A 20,911-nucleotide genomic window follows, 5' to 3' on the forward strand; every position below is an offset into this window, starting at 1 on the left:
CCTCGGCTCTCGGCAGGCGCCCTCGGCTCGCGGTCAGGCGCTCTCAGCCCGCGGTCAGGCGTACCGGGTCGATGCCGGTCAGGAGGGTGGTGAGGGCCGCGTCGATGGTGGGGCCGAGGTACCAGTCGCCGGTGTGGTCCAGGGCGTAGGCGCGGCCGCCCGTGTCGATGGCCAGGAGGGCCTGCGTGGCGGTCTCGTGGCCCAGCGGAGCGACCTCGGTGTCGAGGGCGCGGCCGAGGTCGCCGAGGGTGCGGGCCATGTGGAGGCCGTGGAGGGGGTCGAGGTGGAGGCCGACGGGGGCGAGTTGGCGGCCGGGACCCTGCGCGGTGAGGCGGAGGCCGCCGAACTCGGCCCATGCCTCGACGGCGGCCGGGAACACGGCGTGGCGGTGGCCGGCGGGTGAGACATGTTCGCGGAGGGTGTCGGCCCAGATCTCGGCCTGCTTTATGTCCCAGCGTCCGGGCTGCCAGCCGGCGGCGCGCAGGGCGGCGTCGACGGGTACGGAGAAGCGCGTCGTCGAGGTGCGGTCGGTGTGCATCTTCCCTTTGTTCGTCGGGGGTTCATGGTGGGTGCGGCGGTGTACCTGGTGATCCGTACCAGGTGATTCTGTGGGCCTGGGGTGGGTTCGGTGATTTCCGGGGTGGGCTTTGGGAGACGGCGGTAAGGGGCGTTCGGTTGCCCGGAGTGGCTTTTGGGTGCCCCGTTCGGCCGTCCGGTGCCCTGCCGGGAGGGACCCGGGGGCGGTCGTACGTACGGGCCGCCTCCCCGGAGGAGCCTGGCCGCCGGTAGCGCCTAAGACACGGCCTAGCCGTCCAACGCCGGGTTCACGATGCGGACGCCGAAGTGGGCGCTGAGGGCGGTGCAGGAGCGGCAGGGGGCGGCGAAATCGCCGTGGAGGGGGTCGCCGTCCTCGCGGATGTGGCGGGTGGTGAGTTTGGCCTGCTTGAGGACCTTGCGGGCCTCGCCGTTGGTCATGGGCTTGCGTGAGGCTCTTCTGCTGCGGGCGGCGTCGGCGGTGGTGATGTGCCGGGAGATGAGGATGGCCTCGGCGCAGCGTCCGGTGAAGCGGTCGCGGCGGTCGGTGGCGAGGGAGTCGAGGAACTCCTGTACGAGGGGGTGGAGCGGGGGCGGCTGGTCGCCGCGCGCGGCGGTGCCGGTGAGGGTCTCGCCGCGTACGGAGAGGGCGGCGGCGACGGTCGGCAGGATGCCGTCGCGGCGGTGCAGGAGGGTGGGGGCGTGCGGCTGTTCCGCGTTGCTCCAGCCGATGCGGGGGTCTCCCGCCGGTCCCGCGTGCGTGGCGCTCATGGTTCTCATCCCCTCCGGTTACATCCCCCGTCAGGGGACACAGAGTGCCAAACGGCGTGCCTGGTGGGGAAGCTGGGGCGGCTCGACACGCCCGCTCTTCGGCGTTGCGTGAGGGTCGTGTGACGGCTGGTCACGGAACCGGAGGCCCGGTGACCGCTGTCGGCGTACCGCATAGGCTGTCGACACCAGAGCAGGGAACAGACAGAACGCCGCAGGGGGCTACCGCCATGACGACAGGTCGGCTCGGGCAGCGAGCCGTGCCGCCGAACGCGGCCTACGCCGGGCAGGTCGTGCAGTTTCCGGACCCGGTCCGGGCCGCGCGTCATCCGGGGGGTGTCCGTGTGGACGCGCACGGCTATCCGGACTTCTCGGCCTACGCGCGCGCGGCCGCCGAGATCGCCGATCCTCCGGAGGGGTTCGGCGTGGATGAGCTGCGGTTGACGGACTACGTGTCGGCGAACGCGGCCCTGGCGGCTTCCGGTCATGAGCTGTGGGGCACGATTCCGCCGGTGGCGACGCCGCACGGGTGGACGTGGCATCACGTGGTGGGCAGTCGGCGGCTGGAGTTGGTGCCGGTCGAGGTGAAGGCGTTGCTGCGGCATCACGGTGGTGTGGCGACGGCGCACGTGGATCAGCACAAGCGGGGTACGCGGCCGTTGCAGGAGACGCGGCCGGCGCATTTCGGGTTGCCGAAGTCGTCGGCGGTGGCGGTGACGGAGTCGCAGGTGCTCGGGGTCGAGGAGGAACTCGGGTACCGGCTGCCCGGTGCGTACCGGTCGTTCCTGAAGGCGGCCGGTGGGTGCGCTCCGGTGGGGGCGGCGCTGGACGCGGAGTTGGGGCTGCTGGTGGACCAGCCGTTCTTCACGGTCCGCGACGAGGCCGCCGTCAATGACCTGGTGTATGTCAACAAGTGTCTGCGGGACCATCTCACCAAGGACTACCTGGGGGTGGCGTTCGCGCAGGGCGGGCTGCTCGCGGTGAAGGTGAAGGGGGACCGGATCGGGTCGGTCTGGTTCTGCGCGTACGACGACGCCCGTGATGTCGATCCGTCGTGGCCGCCGGCCGAGCGGGTGGAGCGGTTGTTGGTCCCCGCCGGTGAGGACTTCGACGCGTTTCTGTCCCGGCTGGCGGGCAATCCGCCGGAGTTGGAGACGGTGGCCAACCTGATGGTGGACGGTGGCTTCGCACGCGCCGTACCGGTCGCCGGGGGCGCGGGGGCCGCAGGGTCGGCTTCGGTGTTCGCGGCGGGGGAGTGAGTTTTCGATGGTGACGTTCGCTCAGGCGCAGGAGCGCGCCGAGGAGTGGATCAACGGCGACGTTCCCGGCTATCAGCACCGTGAGGTGCGGGTGCGGGAGTTCGACCTCGGGTTCGTGGTGTGGGCGGAGGACCGGGCGGACGGTCCGCGCTCCGACGGTGGCGCCCAGCGGCTGGTGATCGCCCGCGACAGCGGGGAGGCCACGCTGTGGCCGTCGCTGCCGGTGGGCGAGGTGATCCGCCGTTACGAGGAGGAGTACGGCCGTACGGAAGCGGCGGCGGCGCCCGCGCCCGCCGCTCCGGCCCGGGTGGATCTGAACCAGACGTCGTTCCTGCTGACTCCGCCGGAGTGGCTGCAGGACGCGGCGGACCGGATGGGGATTCCGGACCGGCGCTCGGGCACGGGCACGGGTGCGGGTTCCGGTGCGTCGGACGGTGCCGGGTCGCGTCCGGCGGCGGCCGGCCCGGGCTCTTCGGGGGGCGTCGGGCCGCCGGGCGGCGGTGGCTCGCCGGCGACGCTGCCGGGGCCCGCCGACGCCACGCCGTGGCCGGCGGCCGCGTCGGTGGAGGACGAGGTGCGGGACGCGGTGCCGCCGAGGGACGCCGAGCCCCGGGACGCGGTGCCGGACGGGGCGACTCCGTGGGCCGGGACGGACACCAACGCCGATGTCGAGGACGACCGTTCGGTACCGCTGCCGGAGACCGTGTTCGCGCCTCAACTGCCCGATCTGAGCGGCGGCGGCGACACCCCGCCGCCGTCCGCGCCGCCGGAGGCCAAGACCGCACTGATCTCCGGGGGCAGCCAGCTCCCGCGTACGACGGTGGCCCCGGCGATCGGCGGCCCCGACACATCGCTGCCGGGCGAGCCTTCGCAGACGCAACAGCCTCCGGCGCCTCCGCAGGCCGGTCCGGGCACGCCTTTGCCGGGTGCGTCCTCGTACGGCTTTCCGCAGGGTCCGGGCGGGCCGCAGGGCCCGGGGACTCCGCCGCCGGGTGTGCCCTCGTCGTACGGGTATCCGCAGGCCGGGGCCGGGCAGGGGGCCGGTACGCCGCCGCCCGGGCGTCCGTTGCCGCCGCACGCCGGTGACATCGCGGACGCCGCGACCAGCAAGGCGGCGCCGCCTCCGCGTCGGGGCGGCAGGGGCGCGGGGCCGGGTACGCCGCCTCCTCCGGCTCCGCCGGGCACGCCCGGGACACCGGGTGCGCGTCCGGGGAGTACGCCTCCGCCGCCGTCGGCGCCCGGGACTCCGGGTGCTTCGGCGGGCGCCTATGTGCCGACGCAACTGGTCTCGGCCCTCGGCCCGGACGGGCCCGAGGGCGGGCCGCAGCCGCCTCCGCCGGGGGGAACGCCTGCCGGTGGTGTGCATCATGCGGCGACGATGCTGGCCGGGCCCGCGATTGGCGGTCCGGGCACCCCGCAGCCGCCGGGGCCTCCCGGGGCTCCCGGACAGCCGGGTCAGCCAGGCCAGCCGGGTCAGCCCGGTGCTCCGGGGACGCCTCCGGGGCCTCCCGGGGCGCCGAATCCGCCGGGGGGTACGCCCGCGGGTGGTGTGCATCATGCGGCGACGATGCTGGCCGGGCCCGCGGTGGGCGGTCCGGGTGCGCCGCAGCCGCCTGGGATGCCCGGAGCGCCGGGACAGCCGCCCGGTGCCCCCGGGTCCGTGAACCACGCCGAGACGATGCTGGCCGGGCCCGCTGTCGGTGGGCCCGGTGCTCCGCAGCCGCCCGGGCCGCCCGGGATGCCGCCGGGGGCTCCGCAGGGGATGCCGGGTCAGCCCGGTATGCCTGGTGGGCCGGGGATGCCCGGTGGGCCGGGGGCGCCGATGGGGGCTCCGCCGGCGTACGGGTATCCGCAGCCGCCCGCCGGTCAGCCGACCGTGGGCCCCGGCTACCAGGCCGTACTGCGCTACCGCGCGCCCGACGGCTCCGAGCAGCAGGTGATCCGGCGGTCCGCGCCGGGCACCCCGCACCCGGAGTGGCAGATCTTCCATGAGCTGCGCGGGATGAACATCCCCCCCGAGGCGGTGCTCGAACTGCACACGGAGCTTGAGTCGTGCGAGCTGCCGGGTGCGTACTGCGCGCGGATGATCCGCGAGCAGTGGCCGAACGCGCGCATCACCTCGATCGCCCCGTACGGCAAGGACCACGCCAGCCGGCAGCAGGGCATGGCCCAACTGCTCGCGCACCAGGGCGAGTTGCACCAGGTGGCGGACGGTCCGGCGCGGCCGGGGCCGGTGCGGGCGCCGTTGGCGCCGGTGCCGCCGGCGCAGCCGATCCCGCCGGAGGCGATCGGGCAGGAGCTGGCCGGGGTGTTCGGGCCGGGGGTGTTCCGGTTCGACCAGCAGGCGGTGTCACGGCAGGGTGTGCCCCCGATTGTGGCGCACACCCTGGTGGTGGCGGGGCTGCCGGTGGACCTGGGCCCGTTCTTCTGGGCGCAGGCCCAGCCGGGCCGTCCGGTGCCGACGCTGGCGGAGCTGGCGGCCGAGCGCGGGGTGCAGCCGGCGGCGGACGCGGGCTCGTACCTCGTCATGGGCAGCGACTTCGGCAAGGCGCTGTGTGTGCAGTACGGCACGGCGAACATCGTCGCCGTGCCCGTGGAGGCGGGGCCGGGCGGGGCGCCCGTACCGCCGCAGTTCGTGAACACCGGGCTGCCGGAGTTCGCGCGCTGTCTCGCTCTGCTCGGGCGGATGTGGCGGCTTCGCTTCGGTCTGAACCAGGAGCAGGCGGGCCGCTGGACCGTCGACTTCCAGGCGCAGCTCGCCGCCCTCGACCCGGCGGCGCTCGCCTCGCCGGAGAGCTGGTGGTCGGTGCTGCTGGAGGAGATGTGGGACGGGCTGCTGTGATCGTCGGGGTGGTGCGGGGCCGCTGATCGTCCGGCGGTCGCCGCCCTCGACAGCGGCTTGCCCGCCGCCGCGGTGCCGTAGACCCGATCGCTGAGGGGTCCGGCTCGGTCGTACGACCGAGCCGGACCCCTTCGTGTTTCTCGGGGGCAGGTCCGTGACCTCTGCGCGGAGTGTCGGGTTATGAGCAATTCAGTCCGATACATCAAGATGTGCGCGAAATCATCATTTCGTGTGCGTTCGGCGGAGAGGGGTCAGGATGAGCGGCGCACCGGTGGCGTCCCACGACTTCGAGGTCGTACGGCGTGGCTACCGACCCGACCAGGTCGAGTCCTGTGCGGCGGCCCTCTCGCGGGAGCGTGACGCGGCGTGGGAGCGGGCCGCCCGGCTGACCGTGCTGGCCCGGGACATGGGCGAGGAACTGGCGCGGCTGCGGGAGGCCGTCGACGCGCTGGCCCCCCAGACGTACGAGGCGCTCGGCGGGCGGGCCCAGCAGTTGTTCGAGCTGGGTGTCGAGGAGGCCCTGGCGGTGGTCGAGGACGGGCGTCGGGAGGCCCGGCGGGTCATCGACGAGGCGGAGGAGTTCGGGCGGCGCACGCTCGGGGCCGCGCAGGCGTACGCCGGTGAAGTGCGCGGGGAGGCCGAGGAGCGGGCGCGGCAGCGGTCGCTGGCGGCGCGGGCGCGGGCCGACGATCTGCGGGCGAGTGCGCGGCGGGCCGTGCAGGAGGGGCACGGGGAGGCGGTGGCGGCGCTGCGGGAGGTGCGGGCGCGGGCCGAGGGGATGCTCACCGAGCTGGACAAGGAGTTCGCCGAGCGGGTCGCGGACATCGAGCGGGAGGTCGCCGAGCGGGAGGCGGTGTTCGACGAGGGGTACGCGGTGCGGGTGGCTGCCGCCGAGGCCGCGCTCGTCGAGGCGGAGCGGGGGGTTGCCGAGGCGGAGCGGGCCGCGGCCGAGCTGCGGGGGGAGGCGGAGGCCCGGGCCGCGGAGGTGTTGGCCGAGGGGCGGCTTCGGGAGGAGAGGGTGCTGCGGGAGACCGAGAGGGTGGTGCGGGGGCATGAGGAGAGGTGGGCGGAGGTGCGTGCGCAGATGGACTACGTCCGGGACAGCTTGTCGGCGCTGACCGATTGAGTTCACCCGCCCGCCCACCCGTTCTCGGGGGTTCAGAGGTGCGGCGCGAGTCCGCAGTTCTTCGGGCGCGGGTGAGCGGGGGCTGGTCCCGCCCCCACACAGGACGAGGCCGGTTCACGGCAGCGCTGACGTCTCCTCGACGGCGGCGATGACGTCCGCCGGGCCGTGGCCCCACCGGGTGACCGGTGGGGCCACGGTCATTTCCCCGGTACCGCTCAGTCCTTGAGCACCGGGAAGGTGCGCGGTGCCACCAGCAGCAGTACCAGGAACGCCACCACCGCCGCGGCCGCCGCCCCCAGGTACACCGCGTGCACCGCGTCCGCGACCGCGCGTTTCAGGTGGTCCGGGGCCTGGCCCGCGTCCAGGGAGTGGGTCACCGCGTCCAGGTCGCCGGCGCCGCCCAGCCGGGACGCGAGCACCCCGTTCGCGACCGCGCCGAAGACCGCCGCGCCCAGGGTCTGCCCGGTCTGGCGGCAGAAGAGGATGGAGGCGGTGGCGGTGCCGCGCTCCTCCCACTCCACCGTCGACTGGACCCCGATGATCAGGGGCAGCTGGAAGAGGCCCAGGGCGGCGCCCAGCAGCAGCATGAGCAGGGTCGGCTGCCACGCCTCGCCCGGGTACGGGAGGAACGGGAAGGCGAAGAGAAGGGCCGCCGCCGCCCCCATGCCCAGGATCGCCGTGTCCCGGAAGCCGATCCTGCGGTAGACGTGCTGGCTGAACGCCGCCGACACCGGCCAGCTCAACGTCCAGATCGACACCACGAAACCGGCGGCCACGGGCGCCAGGCCCAGCACCGACTGGGCGTACGTCGCCAGGAAGACCGTCGGGGCCACCATCAACAGGCCCAGCGCGCCCAGCGCCAGGTTCACGGCGGCGATGGTGCGGCGGCGCCACACCCAGCCGGGGATGATCGGCTCGGCGGCCCGGCGCTCGATCAGCACCAGGACCACGATCAGGGCGAGGCCCATGCCCAGCAGGGTCAGCGAGGGCCAGGAGAGCCAGGCCCAGGCCACCCCGCCCTGCACCAGAGCGGTGAGCAGCGCACCGCCGCAGGCGAAGATCGTCAGGGCGCCGGCCCAGTCGGTGCGCGGTCGGCCCGTCGACTCCCGGCGTGGTTCGTGCAGATGGCGGACCAGCAGCCAGAGGGCCACCGCGCCGAGCGGAAGGTTGATCAGGAAGATCCAGCGCCAGTCCGCGTAGGCGGCCAGCACCCCGCCCACCCCGGGGCCCGCCACCGCCGACACCGCCCACACCGTGGACAGCTTCGACTGGATCTTGGGGCGCTCCTCTAAGGGGTACAGATCGGCCGCCAGGGTCTGGACCGTGCCCTGGAGCGCCCCGCCGCCCAGCCCCTGCACGATCCGGAACGCGATCAGCGAGGCCATGTTCCAGGCCAGCGCGCACAGCAGCGAGCCCAGCAGGAACACCGCCGTGCCCGCGATCAGCACCGGTTTGCGGCCGTAGGTGTCGGAGAGCTTGCCGTAGACGGGCAGGGTGACCGTCACGGCCAGCAGATAGCCCGAGAACAGCCAGGAGAAGACGGAGAAGCCGCCGAGGTCGGCGACGATCTGCGGAACCGCGGTCGAGACGATCGTGGAGTCCAGCGCGGCCAGGCCCATGGCCAGCATCAGGGCGGCGGTGACGGCGGTGCGTCTGTTGCCGGTTCCGGTGCGCTGTGCTGTCGTGTCACGTATCGCGGGTCGTGCGTCGCCCACCGGATTCCTTCCCCCTGCATCTATCCACGGAACTACAGCTTCCCACTTGGCCCTCCCGTCGACCGGCCACCACCCCTCAACGACGCGCTTTCGCGCGGCCCCTGCTGAATCGCAACGGCAGAGTGCAGGCTCAGTGCGTCGAAGGGCGGACCCCGACCCTGAGACCAGCTCCGCCCTGCGGGCGAGATCCCCTAGGGGTACCTCCGCCGTACGGCTCGGGGAGGGGTCGTACCGGCGGAGGACGAGACGGGACCGGCCCGCTCCTTAACCTGGCTTTACGCCGCTGGGGGGCGGTGCACCGGAGCGGTGGGGGTGGGGTTTTCCCCAGCGGAAGACGGGGTCGCGCACCAGCGCGGTGGACCCCCTCCGCGGACCAGACTCATCGACGTAGCCACCGCACGACGTTGCCACCGCACGACATCGACGTACCAACCACTTTCCTCGGAACCAGCGAACAACAGACCCATCTGTTGACCGACTTAGGAGACATACCGTGACATCGGCTGTGACCATCACCAGGCACGGGGGTACTGGAGGGACTACGGCCGTTGCCGCGCGGGCGCGGCAGGTCGTGAAGGCGTACGGGTCCGGGGAGACCCGTGTCGTCGCCCTCGACCATGTGGACGTGGACATAGCGCGGGGACAGTTCACCGCGATCATGGGCCCCTCGGGGTCGGGCAAGTCCACCCTCATGCACTGCCTCGCCGGACTCGACACCGTGACGAGCGGTCAGATCTTCCTCGACGACACCGAGATCACCGGGCTGAAGGACAAGAAGCTCACCCGACTGCGCCGGGACCGGATCGGGTTCATCTTCCAGGCGTTCAATCTGCTGCCCACGCTGAACGCGATCGAGAACATCACGCTGCCCATGGACATCGCCGGGCGGAAGCCGGACAAGGAGTGGCTGGGGCGCGTGGTGGACACCGTGGGGCTCTCGGACCGGCTCAGGCACCGGCCCACCCAGCTCTCGGGCGGTCAGCAGCAGCGCGTGGCCGTGGCGCGCGCCCTCGCCGCACGCCCCGAGATCATCTTCGGCGACGAGCCCACCGGAAACCTCGACTCGCGTGCCGGCGCCGAGGTGCTGGGCTTCCTGCGCAGGTCGGTCGACGAGCTGGGCCAGACCATCGTGATGGTCACCCACGACCCGGTGGCCGCCTCCTACGCGGACCGGGTGCTGTATCTGGCGGACGGGCGGATCGTCGACGAGATGTACAAGCCGACCGCCGACACCGTCCTGGACCGGATGAAGGACTTCGACGCCCGGGGGCGTACGTCATGACCGTCATGAAGACCTCCATGCGCAACTTCTTCGCGCACAAGGGGCGGATGGCCCTCTCGGCCGTCGCCGTGATGCTGTCGGTGGCGTTCGTGTGCGGCACGCTCGTGTTCACCGACACGATGGGCACGACGTTCGACAAGTTGTTCGCCGCCACGGCCTCCGATGTCACGGTCAGCGCCAAGGGTGCCTCGGACACCGGTGAGACCCAGTCCGACAACGGCAAGCCGCCGGTCCTGCCCGCCTCGGTCGTGGACGAGGCGGGGAGCGCGGACGGTGTGAGGTCCGCCGAGGGGACCGTGTTCTCCACCTCGGTGACGGTCGTCGACGCCGACAAGGACGACCTCGGGCCCACCAGCGGCGGCCCGACCATCGTCGGCAACTGGAACGCCAATGACGCCCGCACGATGAAGATCACCTCCGGCGCCGCCCCGCGCGGACCGGACCAGATCATGGTCGACGCGGACACCGCCGACAAACACGATCTGAAGGTCGGCGACGAGCTGGGCGTGATCAGCGCGGTCGGCACGCACGAGGCGACGATCTCGGGCATCACCGAGTTCCAGGTCACCAACCCGGGCGCCGCGATCTTCTACCTCGACACCGCCACCGCCCAGAAGACCCTCGTCGGCGAGACCGGCGTCTACACCAACGTCAACATCACCGCCGAGCCCGGCTTCACGGACGCGCAGGTGAAGAAGAACGTCGCCGCCGAACTGGGCGGTGCCTACAAGGTGCAGACCGCCAAGGAGGTCGCGGACGCGGGCGCCAAGGACGTCGGCGAGTTCATGAGCGTGATGAAGTACGCCATGCTCGGCTTCGCCGGGATCGCCTTCCTCGTCGGCATCTTCCTGATCATCAACACCTTCTCCATGCTGGTCGCCCAGCGGACCCGTGAGATCGGTCTGATGCGGGCGATCGGCTCCAGCCGGGGCCAGATCAACCGGTCGGTGCTGGTCGAGGCGCTGCTCCTCGGCGTCTTCGGCTCGATCCTCGGCGTCGGCGCGGGCGTCGGCCTCGCCATCGGCCTGATGAAGCTGATGGGCGCCACCGGCATGAACCTGTCCACCGATGATCTGACCATCGCCTGGACCACCCCGGCGATCGGCCTGTTCCTCGGCATCGTCGTCACCGTCCTCGCCGCGTACGTCCCGGCCCGCCGCGCCGGCAAGGTCTCCCCGATGGCCGCCCTGCGCGACGCCGGCGCCCCGCTGGACGTCAAGGCCGGTGTCGTACGCGCCGCGATCGGTCTCCTCCTGACCGGCGGCGGCGGTTACTGCCTCTACCTCGCCTCCGCCGCCGACAAGGCGAGCGAGGGCTCGATGTGGCTGGGCGGCGGGGTCGTCCTGTCCCTCATCGGCTTCGTCGTCATCGGCCCGCTGCTCGCCGGCGGTGTGGTCCGGGTCCTCGGCGCGCTGGTTCTGCGGATCTTCGGCCCGGTCGGACGGATGGCGGAGCGCAACGCGCTGCGCAACCCGCGCCGTACGGGTGCCACGGGCGCCGCCCTGATGATCGGCCTCGCCCTGGTCGCCTGCCTGTCCGTCGTCGGCTCCTCCATGGTCGCCTCGGCCACCCAGCAGCTCGACAAGACCGTTGGCACGGACTTCATCATCCAGTCCGACAAGGGCGAGCTGATCACCCCGCAGGCCGTCGAGGCCGCGCGGTCCGCCCCGGGCGTCAAGAACATCACCGAGTACAAGTGGACCCGGGCCGACTTCACCACCCCCGACGGCAAGACCTCCAAGGACACGGCCATCACCGCCGCCGACCCGAGCTACGCCACCGACCTCGCCACCGAGACCGTTCAGGGCAAGCTCGCCGACGCCTACAAGCCCGACTCGATGTCCGTCCACGAGAAGTTCGCCGAGGACCACGACATCCGGCTCGGTTCCAAGGTCGCGGTCGCCTTCCCGGACGGCCGGACGGCCGACCTGACCGTCCGCGCCATCACCAGCAGCGACGTCGTCATCGACGCCGGGGCCATGTGCACGTCCATCGACACGATGGCCACGTACGTCCCGGCCGACAAGATGCCCCTCGACCAGATCGTCTTCGCCTCGGCGAAGGATGGTCAGGAGGCGGCGGCGTACACGTCCCTCAAGGACGCGCTGCACGACTATCCGCAGTACAAGGTCCGCGACCAGACCGACTACAAGGAGGCGCTGAAGGGCCAGATCGACCAGCTCCTCAACATGATCTACGGCCTGCTGGCCCTCGCGATCATCGTCGCGGTCCTGGGTGTCGTGAACACACTCGCCCTCTCGGTGGTCGAACGGACCCGTGAGATAGGCCTGATGCGGGCGATCGGCCTCTCCCGCCGCCAACTGCGCCGCATGATCCGCCTGGAGTCGGTCGTCATCGCCCTCTTCGGCGCGCTCCTCGGCCTGGGCCTCGGGATGGGCTGGGGCGCCACCGCCCAGCAACTCCTCGCCCTGGAGGGCCTGAACGTCCTCGACATCCCCTGGCCGACGATCACCGGGGTGTTCCTCGGCTCGGCCTTCGTGGGCCTGTTCGCCGCGCTGGTCCCGGCGTTCCGGGCGGGCCGGATGAATGTGCTGAACGCGATCGCCACCGAATAGCCAACGGAATGGCCATGGGCCGACGGGGGATCGGGGGAGCCCGGCGACGGGGGTGCCGGGGGTACCAGGGGAGAGCCCGGCATCGGGAGGCGTCCGCCTTCCGGTGCCGGCTCCGCCCGTGCCCATGTCCTTGGGTCAGCTGGAGGTACGTTTCAGCAGGACGTACCCCTGGATGACGCCGGCGAGTTGGTACCGGGCGTCGGGGTGCAGTTGACGGGCGTACAGCGGGACGTCCCTCACCCACTTCGAGTTGTTGTTGAAGACGATGTAGTCGGGTTCGAGGGGTTTGGCGCGGCCGATCCAGAAGACCCGGCAGCGGGAGGTGAGCCGACTGATCGGGCCCACGTTCGACTCGACGGTGGCACCGTCCGGGATGGTGTCGAGCAGCTTCTCGACGGCGACGACCCGGTCCGGTACGGAAAAGGCGTCGGCCTCGGTGAGGGCGGAGAGCGGCAGCGAGGTGGTCAGCGCCAGCGAGGCCGCGAGCGCGGCGCCGGGCAGATGGAAGGCGTACGACCGCAGCCAGGGCCGGGGGCTGGACCGCGCCGCCGGGAGCGCGTCCACGAGCGCGAGGAACACGATCGGCATCAGTACGGCGCTGTAGTGCCAGTCCGTGCCCCAGAAGTGCGGGTCGGAGGAGAGGAACCGCCAGCCGATCGTCGGGAGGGCGACGAGGAGGAGCGGCGAGCGCAGGGCGAGGAGCCCGGTGGTCGGCACGAGCAGCCACAGCAGGGTCCGGATCTTGACGTCCGCGCTGGTGAACGGGCCGGTCTCGCCGACCTTGGACCAGTAGTCGTAGCCGCCGGCGGTGTTGAACGCCGGGATGATCATCGTGAAGATCATCAGTGCGGCGACCGCGCCGAAGGAGGCGACGCCGAGGGCGTACGGCACGACGCGGGTCGCACCGCGCCGCCGGGCGCGCAGCGCGACGACGACGGCGATGGCGGCGATCGTGGCCCCTTGGTCCTCCTTGACGAGGATCAGCGGCAGGGCCCACAGCAGCGCCGCCCGCCAGCGCTGGGCGAGCAGCGCCTCCAGGGAGAACGCGATGAGGGGGACGGCGAAACAGATCTCGTGGAAGTCGAAGTCCACGGCCTGCTGCAGCCCCCAGGACAACCCGTACGCGATACCGATCGCCAGCCCCCGGGCCCGCCCCAGCGCCCTGGTGGCGGCCCGGGTCACGGGCACGGCGGACAGCGCGAACAGCGCGGCCTGCGCGACGAGCAGGGTGACGGGGGAGGGGAAGAGCCGGTAGAAGGGCGCGAGCAGGGCCGTGACCGGGCTGAAGTGATCACCGAGGACGTTGAATCCGGGCCCCTTGAGATCGACGATCGGCGCCTGCAGATGCGCGTAGGCCCGAACGGCCTGCTCGAAGATCCCGAGGTCCCAGGAGCGGGTGCCCATGTGCCGGAACCGCCCGACCGAGTCCGCCGCGTAGACGAGGAAGAGGGCGAGGGCGAGGAGGTGGGGGGTGTGGTGGGGGGTGAGGAGATGGGGGATGCGGCGGACGTGGCGGAGATGGGGGAGATGGGGGGTGAGGCGGGGTGCCTGGGGTGTGGTGGGGGAGGGGGCGGCCGTCGGGGTTGGCGGGGCTGCGGGTGGGGAGGGCTGTGCGGGTGCGGGCGTGGCCGTAGGTGGGGGGAGGGGCTTGGCTGGTGGGAGGGCCTTCGGGGCTGGGGCTGGCGTGGTTCGGGAGGGGGGCAGGGGCGCGGCTGGCGGCGTGCGGGGTGCCGTGGCCTGCTCGGGTATCGCGGCGGTCGGTGATTCCGGGGGTGTGCCGGAGGCTGCGCTCGGGGGTGTCAAGGGCGGGCTCGCGTTCGGGCGTCTCGGTCCACTCGGGCGTCTTGGCGGTCTCGAATGTCTCGAAGGTCTCGGGTCACGGTCTGCAAGGTTGAGGCCAGAGATGACCTGACCGCCGACACTACCGCGACCACCGCGCACACCGGCGTTGTGCGTCCCGGGTAGGAGGGGGGTGGCCCAGCGTTATCCACAGCCCCCCCGCACCACCCCAGTCGTCGTCGTACCCTGGACACCCCCGGCCCGTTCCACGAGGTCGGGCATTCGTGTTGCCCCGCCCCACCCCCTGCTCAGCCACCCCTGCCTCGCCCTCGACCACCCTCCTTGCCACCCCTTTGCCCGGACGGGAACCGCCCCTCATGAGCCTGCACGGTCTGCTAGACGCCGTAGTCAAGGACGCCCCCCTCGCGGAAGCGATCAGGGCGGCGGCCGACGGCCATCGCACCCACGTCGACCTGGTCGGCCCCCCGGCGGCCCGCCCGTTCGCGGTGGCCGCGCTGGCGAGGGACGCCGCCCGCCCCGTACTGGCCGTGACGGCGACGGGCCGCGAGGCCGAGGACCTGGCGGCGGCCCTGCGCAGCCTGCTCCCCCCGGAGGGCGTCGCGGAGTACCCGGCCTGGGAGACGCTCCCGCACGAGCGGCTGAGCCCGCGCAGCGACACCGTCGGCCGCCGTCTCGCCGTACTGCGCCGCCTGACCCACCCGAGCCCCGACGACCCGGAGACGGGCCCGGTCCAGGTGGTCGTCGCACCCATCCGCTCGGTCCTCCAACCCCAGGTCAAGGGCCTGGGCGACCTGGAGCCGGTGGCCCTGCGCACGGGCGACACCGCCGACCTGAACCGCACGGTCGAAGCACTCGCGGCAGCCGCCTACGCGCGCGTGGAGCTCGTCGAGAAGCGCGGCGAGTTCGCCGTACGCGGCGGCATCCTGGACGTCTTCCCGCCGACCGAGGAGCACCCCCTACGGGTGGAGTTCTGGGGCGACGACGTGGAGGAGATCCGCTACTTCAAGGTCGCCGACCAGCGTTCGCTGGAGGTCGCCGAGCATGGTCTGTGGGCCCCGCCCTGCCGTGAACTGCTGCTGACGGACGACGTGCGCTCACGCGCGCGTGCGCTTGCCGAGCGCCACCCCGAACTGGGCGAACTCCTCGGCAAGATCGCCGAGGGCATCGCCGTGGAGGGCATGGAATCCCTCGCTCCGGTCCTCGTCGACGACATGGAGCTGCTGATCGACGTCCTGCCGAAGGGCGCGATGGCGGTGGTGTGCGACCCGGAGCGGGTGCGCACGCGCGCGGCGGACCTGGTGGCCACCTCGCAGGAGTTCCTGCAGGCGTCCTGGGCGGCGACGGCGGGCGGTGGCGAGGCGCCCATCGACGTCGGCGCGGCCTCGCTGTGGTCGATCGCGGACGTCCGCAGCCGCGCGCGCGAGCTGGACATGATGTGGTGGTCGGTGTCCCCGTTCGCGGCGGACGAGACCTTCACCCATGCCTCCGACGTGACGGGCACCGACACCCTCAAGCTGGGCATGCACGCCCCCGAGTCGTACCGGGGCGACACCGCGAAGGCGCTCGCCGACACCAAGGGCTGGCTGGCGGACGGCTGGCGCACGGTGTTCGTGACCGAGGGCCACGGCCCGGCCGCCCGCACGGTCGAGGTGCTGGGCGGCGAGGGCGTCGCGGCCCGTCTGGTGGCCGACCTGGGCGAGATCGCCCCGTCGGTCGTGCATGTGGCCTGCGGTTCGATCGACTACGGCTTCGTCGACCCGGCCCTGAGGCTGGCGGTGCTGACGGAGACCGATCTCTCCGGCCAGAAGGCGGCGGGCAAGGACGGCGCCCGGATGCCGGCCCGCCGCCGCAAGACCATCGACCCGCTCACCCTCGAAGCGGGCGACTACATCGTCCATGAGCAGCACGGCGTCGGCCGCTACATCGAGATGGTCCAGCGGACCGTACAGGGCGCGACCCGCGAGTACCTGGTCGTGGAGTACGCGCCCGCCAAGCGCGGCCAGCCCGGCGACCGCCTCTACATCCCGACCGACCAGCTCGAACAGATCACCAAGTACGTCGGCGGCGAGGCCCCGACCCTGCACCGTCTGGGCGGCGCGGACTGGACGAAGACGAAGGCGCGGGCGAAGAAGGCGGTCAAGGAGATCGCCGCCGATCTGATCAAGCTGTACAGCGCGCGGATGGCGGCGCCCGGTCACGCGTTCGGGTCGGACACCCCCTGGCAGCGCGAGCTGGAGGACGCCTTCCCGTACGCGGAGACGCCCGACCAGCTGACCACGATCGCCGAGGTCAAGGAGGACATGGAGAAGACGGTCCCGATGGACCGTCTGATCTGCGGCGACGTCGGCTACGGCAAGACGGAGATCGCGGTCCGGGCGGCGTTCAAGGCCGTCCAGGACGGCAAGCAGGTCGCCGTCCTCGTCCCCACGACACTGCTGGTGCAGCAGCACTTCGGCACGTTCAGCGAGCGGTACTCGCAGTTCCCGGTGAGCGTGAAGGCGCTGTCCCGCTTCCAGACGGACACCGAGGCGAAGAACACCCTGGAGGGCCTGCGCGACGGCGCGGTCGACATCGTCATCGGCACACACCGCCTGTTCTCCTCCGAGACCAAGTTCAAGGACCTGGGCCTGGTCATCGTCGACGAGGAACAGCGCTTCGGTGTCGAACACAAGGAGCAACTGAAGAAGCTACGGGCCAACGTCGACGTCCTGACGATGTCCGCGACACCGATCCCGAGAACGCTGGAGATGGCGGTCACGGGCATCAGGGAGATGTCGACGATCACGACACCCCCCGAGGAACGCCACCCGGTCCTGACCTTCGTCGGCCCGTACGAGGAGAAGCAGATCGGCGCCGCCATCCGCCGCGAACTGCTGCGCGAGGGCCAGGTCTTCTACATCCACAACCGGGTGGAGTCGATCGACCGGGCGGCGGCCCGACTGCGTGAGATCGTCCCCGAGGCGCGGATCGCGACGGCCCACGGCCAGATGTCCGAACAGGTCCTCGAACAGGTGGTCGTCGACTTCTGGGAGAAGAAGTTCGACGTCCTCGTCTCGACGACGATCGTCGAGTCCGGAATCGACATCTCGAACGCGAACACACTGATCGTGGAGCGGGGCGACAACTTCGGCCTCTCGCAGCTGCACCAGCTGCGCGGCCGGGTCGGCCGTGGCCGGGAGCGCGGCTACGCGTACTTCCTCTACCCGCCCGAGAAGCCGCTGACGGAGACCGCCCACGAACGCCTCGCCACCATCGCCCAGCACACCGAGATGGGCGCGGGCATGTACGTGGCGATGAAGGACCTGGAGATCCGCGGCGCCGGCAATCTGCTCGGCGGCGAACAGTCCGGCCATATCGCGGGCGTCGGCTTCGACCTGTACGTACGGATGGTCGGCGAGGCGGTCGCGGACTACCGCCGCCAGCTGGAGACGGGGGAGATCCAGGAGGAGCCGCCGCTGGAGGTGAAGATCGAACTTCCGGTGGACGCGCATGTCCCCCACGACTACGCGCCCGGCGAGCGCCTCCGTCTCCAGGCCTACCGCGCCATCGCCTCCGTCAACACCGAGGAGGACATCACCGCCGTACGCGAGGAACTCGTCGACCGCTATGGCAAGTTGCCCGAGCCGGTGGAGAACCTGCTGCTGGTGGCCGGGCTCCGGATGCTCGCGCGGGCGTGCGGAGTCGGCGAGATCGTGTTGCAGGGCAACAACATCCGCTTCGCGCCGGTGGAGCTGAGGGAGTCGCAGGAGCTGCGCCTCAAGCGCCTCTATCCCGGATCGGTCATCAAGCCGGCGGTCCACCAGGTGCTGGTACCGAGGCCGAAGACGGCGAAGGTGGGCGGAAAGCCGCTGGTCGGGCGGGATCTGCTGGGCTGGACGGGGGAGTTCCTGGCGACGATTCTGGGGTCGTAGGGGTCGTAGGGGTCGTAGGGGTCGAAGGGGCCGGAGGAGTCGAGGCCCGGCGGGAGGGGGCAGGGGCCCGGTGAAAAGCGGGGCGTAGCCCCATGCTTTTCAGGGGCGCGGGGAACTGCGCGACCAGCCACAAACGACCCGCACCCACCAAACCCCCCTCCCCCTCTGTCCGCCTGCCTGCCGGCACCGGCCATCGGCCGCTCCCACCCGTCCGGTCATGCCCCCGGGAACAGCAACTCCGTGGCCCTGCGGAAAACCTCCTCGGGGTCCTGGTCGGCCACGACCTCGTCCAGGTTGTGGCTGAGCAGCAGTGTGGCGAAGCCGTGGGAGAAGGACCAGGCGGCGATTCCGGCGAGCCGGGGGTCGGCGACGGCGCTCTCCGGGCGCGCGGCGGCGACGGCGGCACGCAACCGCTCGCCCGACAGCGCCCGCGCGGTGGTCAGTTCGAGATCGCCCTCACGCAGCAGCTCCGGCCGGAACATCACCTGGAAATGCGCCGGGTGCTCCCGCGCGAAACGTACGTAGCGCACGCCGGCGTCCCGTAGATCGCCGGCCTCCGCGAGCGCCGCCGCCAACAGCCCGTGCCCCTCCGCCGCGATCGCGGTGAGCAGACCCGTGCGGTCCTTGAAGTGGTGGGCCGGCGCCGCGTGCGAGACCCCCGCACGGCGGGCGAGATCCCGCAGGCTCAGCGCGGACGGCCCGTCGGCCGCGATGACCTCCAGCGCGGCGGAGAGGATCGCGCGGCGGAGATCACCGTGGTGGTACGGGCGGTCGGGCTGCTGGGACGGCTGGCCGGCGCTCTCGGCCTTGGTGCTGCGGGGCATGGTCGACAGCGTACGCCGAATCTTGCCATTGACAAGTTGGACTTGGTCGGGCAATCTTGTCGGTGGCAAGTTATGGCTCGGTCGAGAAGGCCGGAAGCGGCAAGGAGCAAGGGGGATGCGTCATGTCCGAGACTGAGCGCGCGGAGCGCATGGCGGCCATGGATCTGGGCGAGGTGCGCCGCATGTGGCACCTGCTGGAGCCGTTGCATGCCGTCCTCTATTACGCGCCGGAGGCATTCGAGGAGGCGGCGGCGCTCGGATACGAGGTGGAGGAGCGCTGGCCCAGCTACTTCCCCTACCGGGCGGCACCACTGGGCCCGGCCGGGGGTGAGCGGATCGCCTCCGCCTTCTACAGCTTCAGCCCACGGATGGTCGCCGAACACATCGACCCCGCCTGGAAGACGGCGAGCCCGGAAGCCGTGCTGGCGGCCAGACACCGGGCGATCGACCGGGCGTACAGAGCGCTGTTCGCCGACCTCGTGCACAGCCCGGAGCTCACCGAGGCCGCGACCCTCGCCCGCCGCGCGGCGGAGTCCGCGAACACGGCCGGCCGCCCGCTGGCCGCCGCCAACGCCGAGCTGCCCTGGCCGGACGCGCCCCATCTCCAGCTCTGGCACGCGGCGACGATCCTCCGCGAGCACCGGGGCGACGGCCATCTCGCCGCCCTGATGATCGCCGGGCTCGACCCCGCCGAGTCCCTGGTCTCCTTCGCGGCGATAGGCGCGGCCTCGGTGGAGCGCTTCGAGAGCCGGGGCTGGACCCAGCGGGAATGGAGGGCCGCCCACGACCGCCTCACGGCACGCGGTCTGATCGACGAGGACGGTACGGCGACGGAGGCGGGCCGAAACCTGCGCCACCAGGTCGAGCGGCACACCGACCAACTGGCCGCCGCCCCCTGGCAGTTCCTCGGCCCGGACGACGCCGCCCGACTCGCCGACCTGCTGGGCGAGTTCTGGGTCACCGTCATCGGCTCGGGCCTGCTGCCGTCGGAGACGACGCTGGGCATAGGCAAGGTGTGAGACAGGCAGGGTGTGAGACAGACGGGGTGCGAGCCCCGGTAGCCGCTCGCACTCGTGCCCTCGGCACCATGGGCCCCGGTGGACGGGGCGAGAGCGACGACGGTACGCGCCGGGCGTGCACCCACTCTCGACAGAGGTGCTCGCAGCGCTCCCGCCCCGGACCGCTACGGTGTTGAGCAGGGCGGACGACTCGGCCGAGGCCGGGTAGGAAGCCGGGTGAGAAGACGGCCGGCAGGGAGGGGAGTCGTGTGAGGCGTCTGAGGGGTGTGGTCGGCGCTGCCGCCACCGCTCTGATCCTGGTCGCGGTCGGCGGCTGCGATCTGGACACGGAGGGGTCGGCGGGTCCGGAGAACACGGGCGGGGGAGGCGCCGCCCTGGCGGCCGCAGAGGCGCTGCCGGTCAAGGGGAGGGCACCCAAGACCGGTTACGACCGCGACAAGTTCGGCAGCCCCTGGGCCGACACCGACTCCAACAGCTGCGACACCCGCGACGACATACTCCAACGCGACCTGGAGGACGTGAAGTTCAAGGACGGCGACTGCAAGGTGGCCTCGGGTGTACTCGACCCGGACCCGTACACCGGTGGGGAGGTGGAGTTCGCGCGGGGGCGCAGTCAGGTCGACATAGACCACATCGTGGCGCTCTCCGACGCCTGGCAGAAGGGCGCCCAGCAGTGGGACGCCAGCAAGCGCATAGCTCTGGCCAATGACCCGCTGAACCTCCTCGCGGTCGACGCGAGCACCAACCGCGGCAAGGGCGACGGCGACACGGCCACCTGGCTCCCGCCGAACAAGGACTACCGCTGCACCTATGTGGCCGCCCAGGTCGCCGTGAAGAAGAAGTACGGCCTCTGGGTCACCTCGGCCGAACAGTCCGCCATGAAGCAGGTTCTCTCCACCTGCCCCGACCAGAACCTCCCCACAGGGGGGAACCCGACGAAGGCACCGGCACGCTTCCACGCGGACTGACCTGCCGAGGGCGGCGGGGCGCGGGCGGGCCGCAGGCATTGCCGGCCGTCGGGCACACCACTCCGCATCCGGCGGCCCCCTTGCTTCCGGAGGCCCTTTTCACTTCCGGCGGCCCTCTCGCTTCCGGCCGCCGCCTCCGGCCACCGGGCGTCCCCTCCGGCTGAGGGCGGCCCGGAGGCGTGGGTGGGCCGGAGAAGTGATGGCTCCCCGGGTGTGCTTCTCCGCCTGAGGGGCGGGTGCGCCTGAGAAGTCGGCGGTCACCGGGCGCCCCCCTCCGGCGTCCGGTG

The 20,911-nt window shown here is 72.0% G+C and carries 13 protein-coding genes; 8 read left to right on the forward strand and 5 right to left on the reverse strand.

The genetic code is table 11. The features are described 5' to 3' along the window. Positions 1 to 43 precede the first annotated feature (43 nt). Together ACWD4G_RS08805 and ACWD4G_RS08810 are read right to left on the reverse strand one after the other, a co-directional pair. The gene (locus ACWD4G_RS08805) at positions 44 to 538 is read right to left on the reverse strand and encodes an SUKH-3 domain-containing protein (protein WP_451291597.1); all 495 of its coding nucleotides are present in this window, start codon (positions 536 to 538) and stop codon (positions 44 to 46) included. Between the two features lie 266 nt (positions 539 to 804). Continuing rightward, positions 805 to 1,314 carry a YwqJ-related putative deaminase gene (locus ACWD4G_RS08810; RefSeq protein ID WP_451291599.1) on the reverse strand — a complete coding sequence of 170 codons (510 nt, stop codon included), beginning with the start codon at positions 1,312 to 1,314 and terminating at the stop codon, positions 805 to 807. Between the two features lie 218 nt (positions 1,315 to 1,532). Here ACWD4G_RS08810 and ACWD4G_RS08815 point away from each other — a divergent pair, with 218 nt between their 5' ends. The 3 genes from ACWD4G_RS08815 (at position 1,533) to ACWD4G_RS08825 (ending at position 6,529) form a co-directional block, all read left to right on the forward strand. Further along, the gene (locus ACWD4G_RS08815) at positions 1,533 to 2,561 is read left to right on the forward strand and encodes an SMI1/KNR4 family protein (RefSeq protein ID WP_451291601.1); all 1,029 of its coding nucleotides are present in this window, start codon (positions 1,533 to 1,535) and stop codon (positions 2,559 to 2,561) included. 7 nt (positions 2,562 to 2,568) lie between these two features. Then, positions 2,569 to 5,403, forward strand: a complete 2,835-nt coding sequence (locus ACWD4G_RS08820) for an SUKH-4 family immunity protein (protein ID WP_451291603.1) — start codon at positions 2,569 to 2,571, stop codon at positions 5,401 to 5,403. Positions 5,404 to 5,659: 256 nt separating this feature from the next. After that, a complete protein-coding gene (locus ACWD4G_RS08825; protein WP_451291605.1) occupies positions 5,660 to 6,529 on the forward strand; it encodes a cellulose-binding protein in 870 nt (289 codons plus the stop codon). 215 nt (positions 6,530 to 6,744) lie between these two features. On the opposite strand, the gene ACWD4G_RS08830 is transcribed toward ACWD4G_RS08825, so the two are convergent. Further along, on the reverse strand, positions 6,745 to 8,244 hold the full coding sequence (locus ACWD4G_RS08830; protein ID WP_451291607.1) for an MFS transporter: 1,500 nt from the start codon (positions 8,242 to 8,244) through the stop codon (positions 6,745 to 6,747). A gap of 493 nt (positions 8,245 to 8,737) precedes the next feature. Between ACWD4G_RS08830 and ACWD4G_RS08835 the strand changes: the two genes are divergently transcribed. Beyond that, positions 8,738 to 9,526, forward strand: coding sequence for an ABC transporter ATP-binding protein (locus ACWD4G_RS08835; protein WP_451291609.1), 789 nt, complete (start codon positions 8,738 to 8,740; stop codon positions 9,524 to 9,526). Then, positions 9,523 to 12,102, forward strand: coding sequence for an ABC transporter permease (locus tag ACWD4G_RS08840; RefSeq protein ID WP_451291611.1), 2,580 nt, complete (start codon positions 9,523 to 9,525; stop codon positions 12,100 to 12,102). Before ACWD4G_RS08835 ends, ACWD4G_RS08840 begins: the two co-directional genes overlap by 4 nt. 135 nt (positions 12,103 to 12,237) lie before the next feature. Here ACWD4G_RS08840 and ACWD4G_RS08845 read toward each other — a convergent pair whose 3' ends face one another. Further along, positions 12,238 to 13,506, reverse strand: coding sequence for a DUF2079 domain-containing protein (locus tag ACWD4G_RS08845; protein WP_451291707.1), 1,269 nt, complete (start codon positions 13,504 to 13,506; stop codon positions 12,238 to 12,240). Between the two features lie 752 nt (positions 13,507 to 14,258). Here ACWD4G_RS08845 and mfd point away from each other — a divergent pair. Beyond that, a complete protein-coding gene (gene mfd, locus ACWD4G_RS08850; RefSeq protein WP_451291613.1) occupies positions 14,259 to 17,813 on the forward strand; it encodes a transcription-repair coupling factor in 3,555 nt (1,184 codons plus the stop codon). A gap of 215 nt (positions 17,814 to 18,028) precedes the next feature. Here the strand turns inward: mfd and ACWD4G_RS08855 are convergent, their stop codons facing one another. After that, positions 18,029 to 18,637 (reverse strand): TetR/AcrR family transcriptional regulator, encoded by a 609-nt coding sequence (locus ACWD4G_RS08855; RefSeq protein ID WP_451291615.1) that lies wholly within the window; start codon positions 18,635 to 18,637, stop codon positions 18,029 to 18,031. 122 nt (positions 18,638 to 18,759) lie between these two features. Between ACWD4G_RS08855 and ACWD4G_RS08860 the strand changes: the two genes are divergently transcribed. Both ACWD4G_RS08860 and ACWD4G_RS08865 read left to right on the forward strand, forming a co-directional pair. Next, positions 18,760 to 19,656, forward strand: coding sequence for an SCO6745 family protein (locus tag ACWD4G_RS08860; protein WP_451291616.1), 897 nt, complete (start codon positions 18,760 to 18,762; stop codon positions 19,654 to 19,656). 248 nt (positions 19,657 to 19,904) lie between these two features. Next, a complete protein-coding gene (locus ACWD4G_RS08865; RefSeq protein ID WP_451291618.1) occupies positions 19,905 to 20,624 on the forward strand; it encodes an HNH endonuclease family protein in 720 nt (239 codons plus the stop codon). Positions 20,625 to 20,911: the final 287 nt, after the last annotated feature.

This window comes from Streptomyces sp. NPDC002643 (genome assembly GCF_053592555.1).

Bases quoted from the DNA above. Each gene is read 5' to 3' on its own strand.
- ACWD4G_RS08815 (WP_451291601.1), top strand. From the start codon at position 1,533: ATGACGACAGGTCGGCTCGGGCAGCGAGCCGTGCCGCCGAACGCGGCC.
- ACWD4G_RS08855 (WP_451291615.1), bottom strand. From the start codon at position 18,637: ATGCCCCGCAGCACCAAGGCCGAGAGCGCCGGCCAGCCGTCCCAGCAG.
- ACWD4G_RS08820 (WP_451291603.1), top strand. From the start codon at position 2,569: ATGGTGACGTTCGCTCAGGCGCAGGAGCGCGCCGAGGAGTGGATCAAC.
- ACWD4G_RS08845 (WP_451291707.1), bottom strand. From the start codon at position 13,506: ATGGGCACCCGCTCCTGGGACCTCGGGATCTTCGAGCAGGCCGTTCGG.
- ACWD4G_RS08805 (WP_451291597.1), bottom strand. From the start codon at position 538: ATGCACACCGACCGCACCTCGACGACGCGCTTCTCCGTACCCGTCGAC.
- ACWD4G_RS08825 (WP_451291605.1), top strand. From the start codon at position 5,660: ATGAGCGGCGCACCGGTGGCGTCCCACGACTTCGAGGTCGTACGGCGT.
- ACWD4G_RS08810 (WP_451291599.1), bottom strand. From the start codon at position 1,314: ATGAGAACCATGAGCGCCACGCACGCGGGACCGGCGGGAGACCCCCGC.
- ACWD4G_RS08860 (WP_451291616.1), top strand. From the start codon at position 18,760: ATGTCCGAGACTGAGCGCGCGGAGCGCATGGCGGCCATGGATCTGGGC.
- mfd (WP_451291613.1), top strand. From the start codon at position 14,259: ATGAGCCTGCACGGTCTGCTAGACGCCGTAGTCAAGGACGCCCCCCTC.
- ACWD4G_RS08840 (WP_451291611.1), top strand. From the start codon at position 9,523: ATGACCGTCATGAAGACCTCCATGCGCAACTTCTTCGCGCACAAGGGG.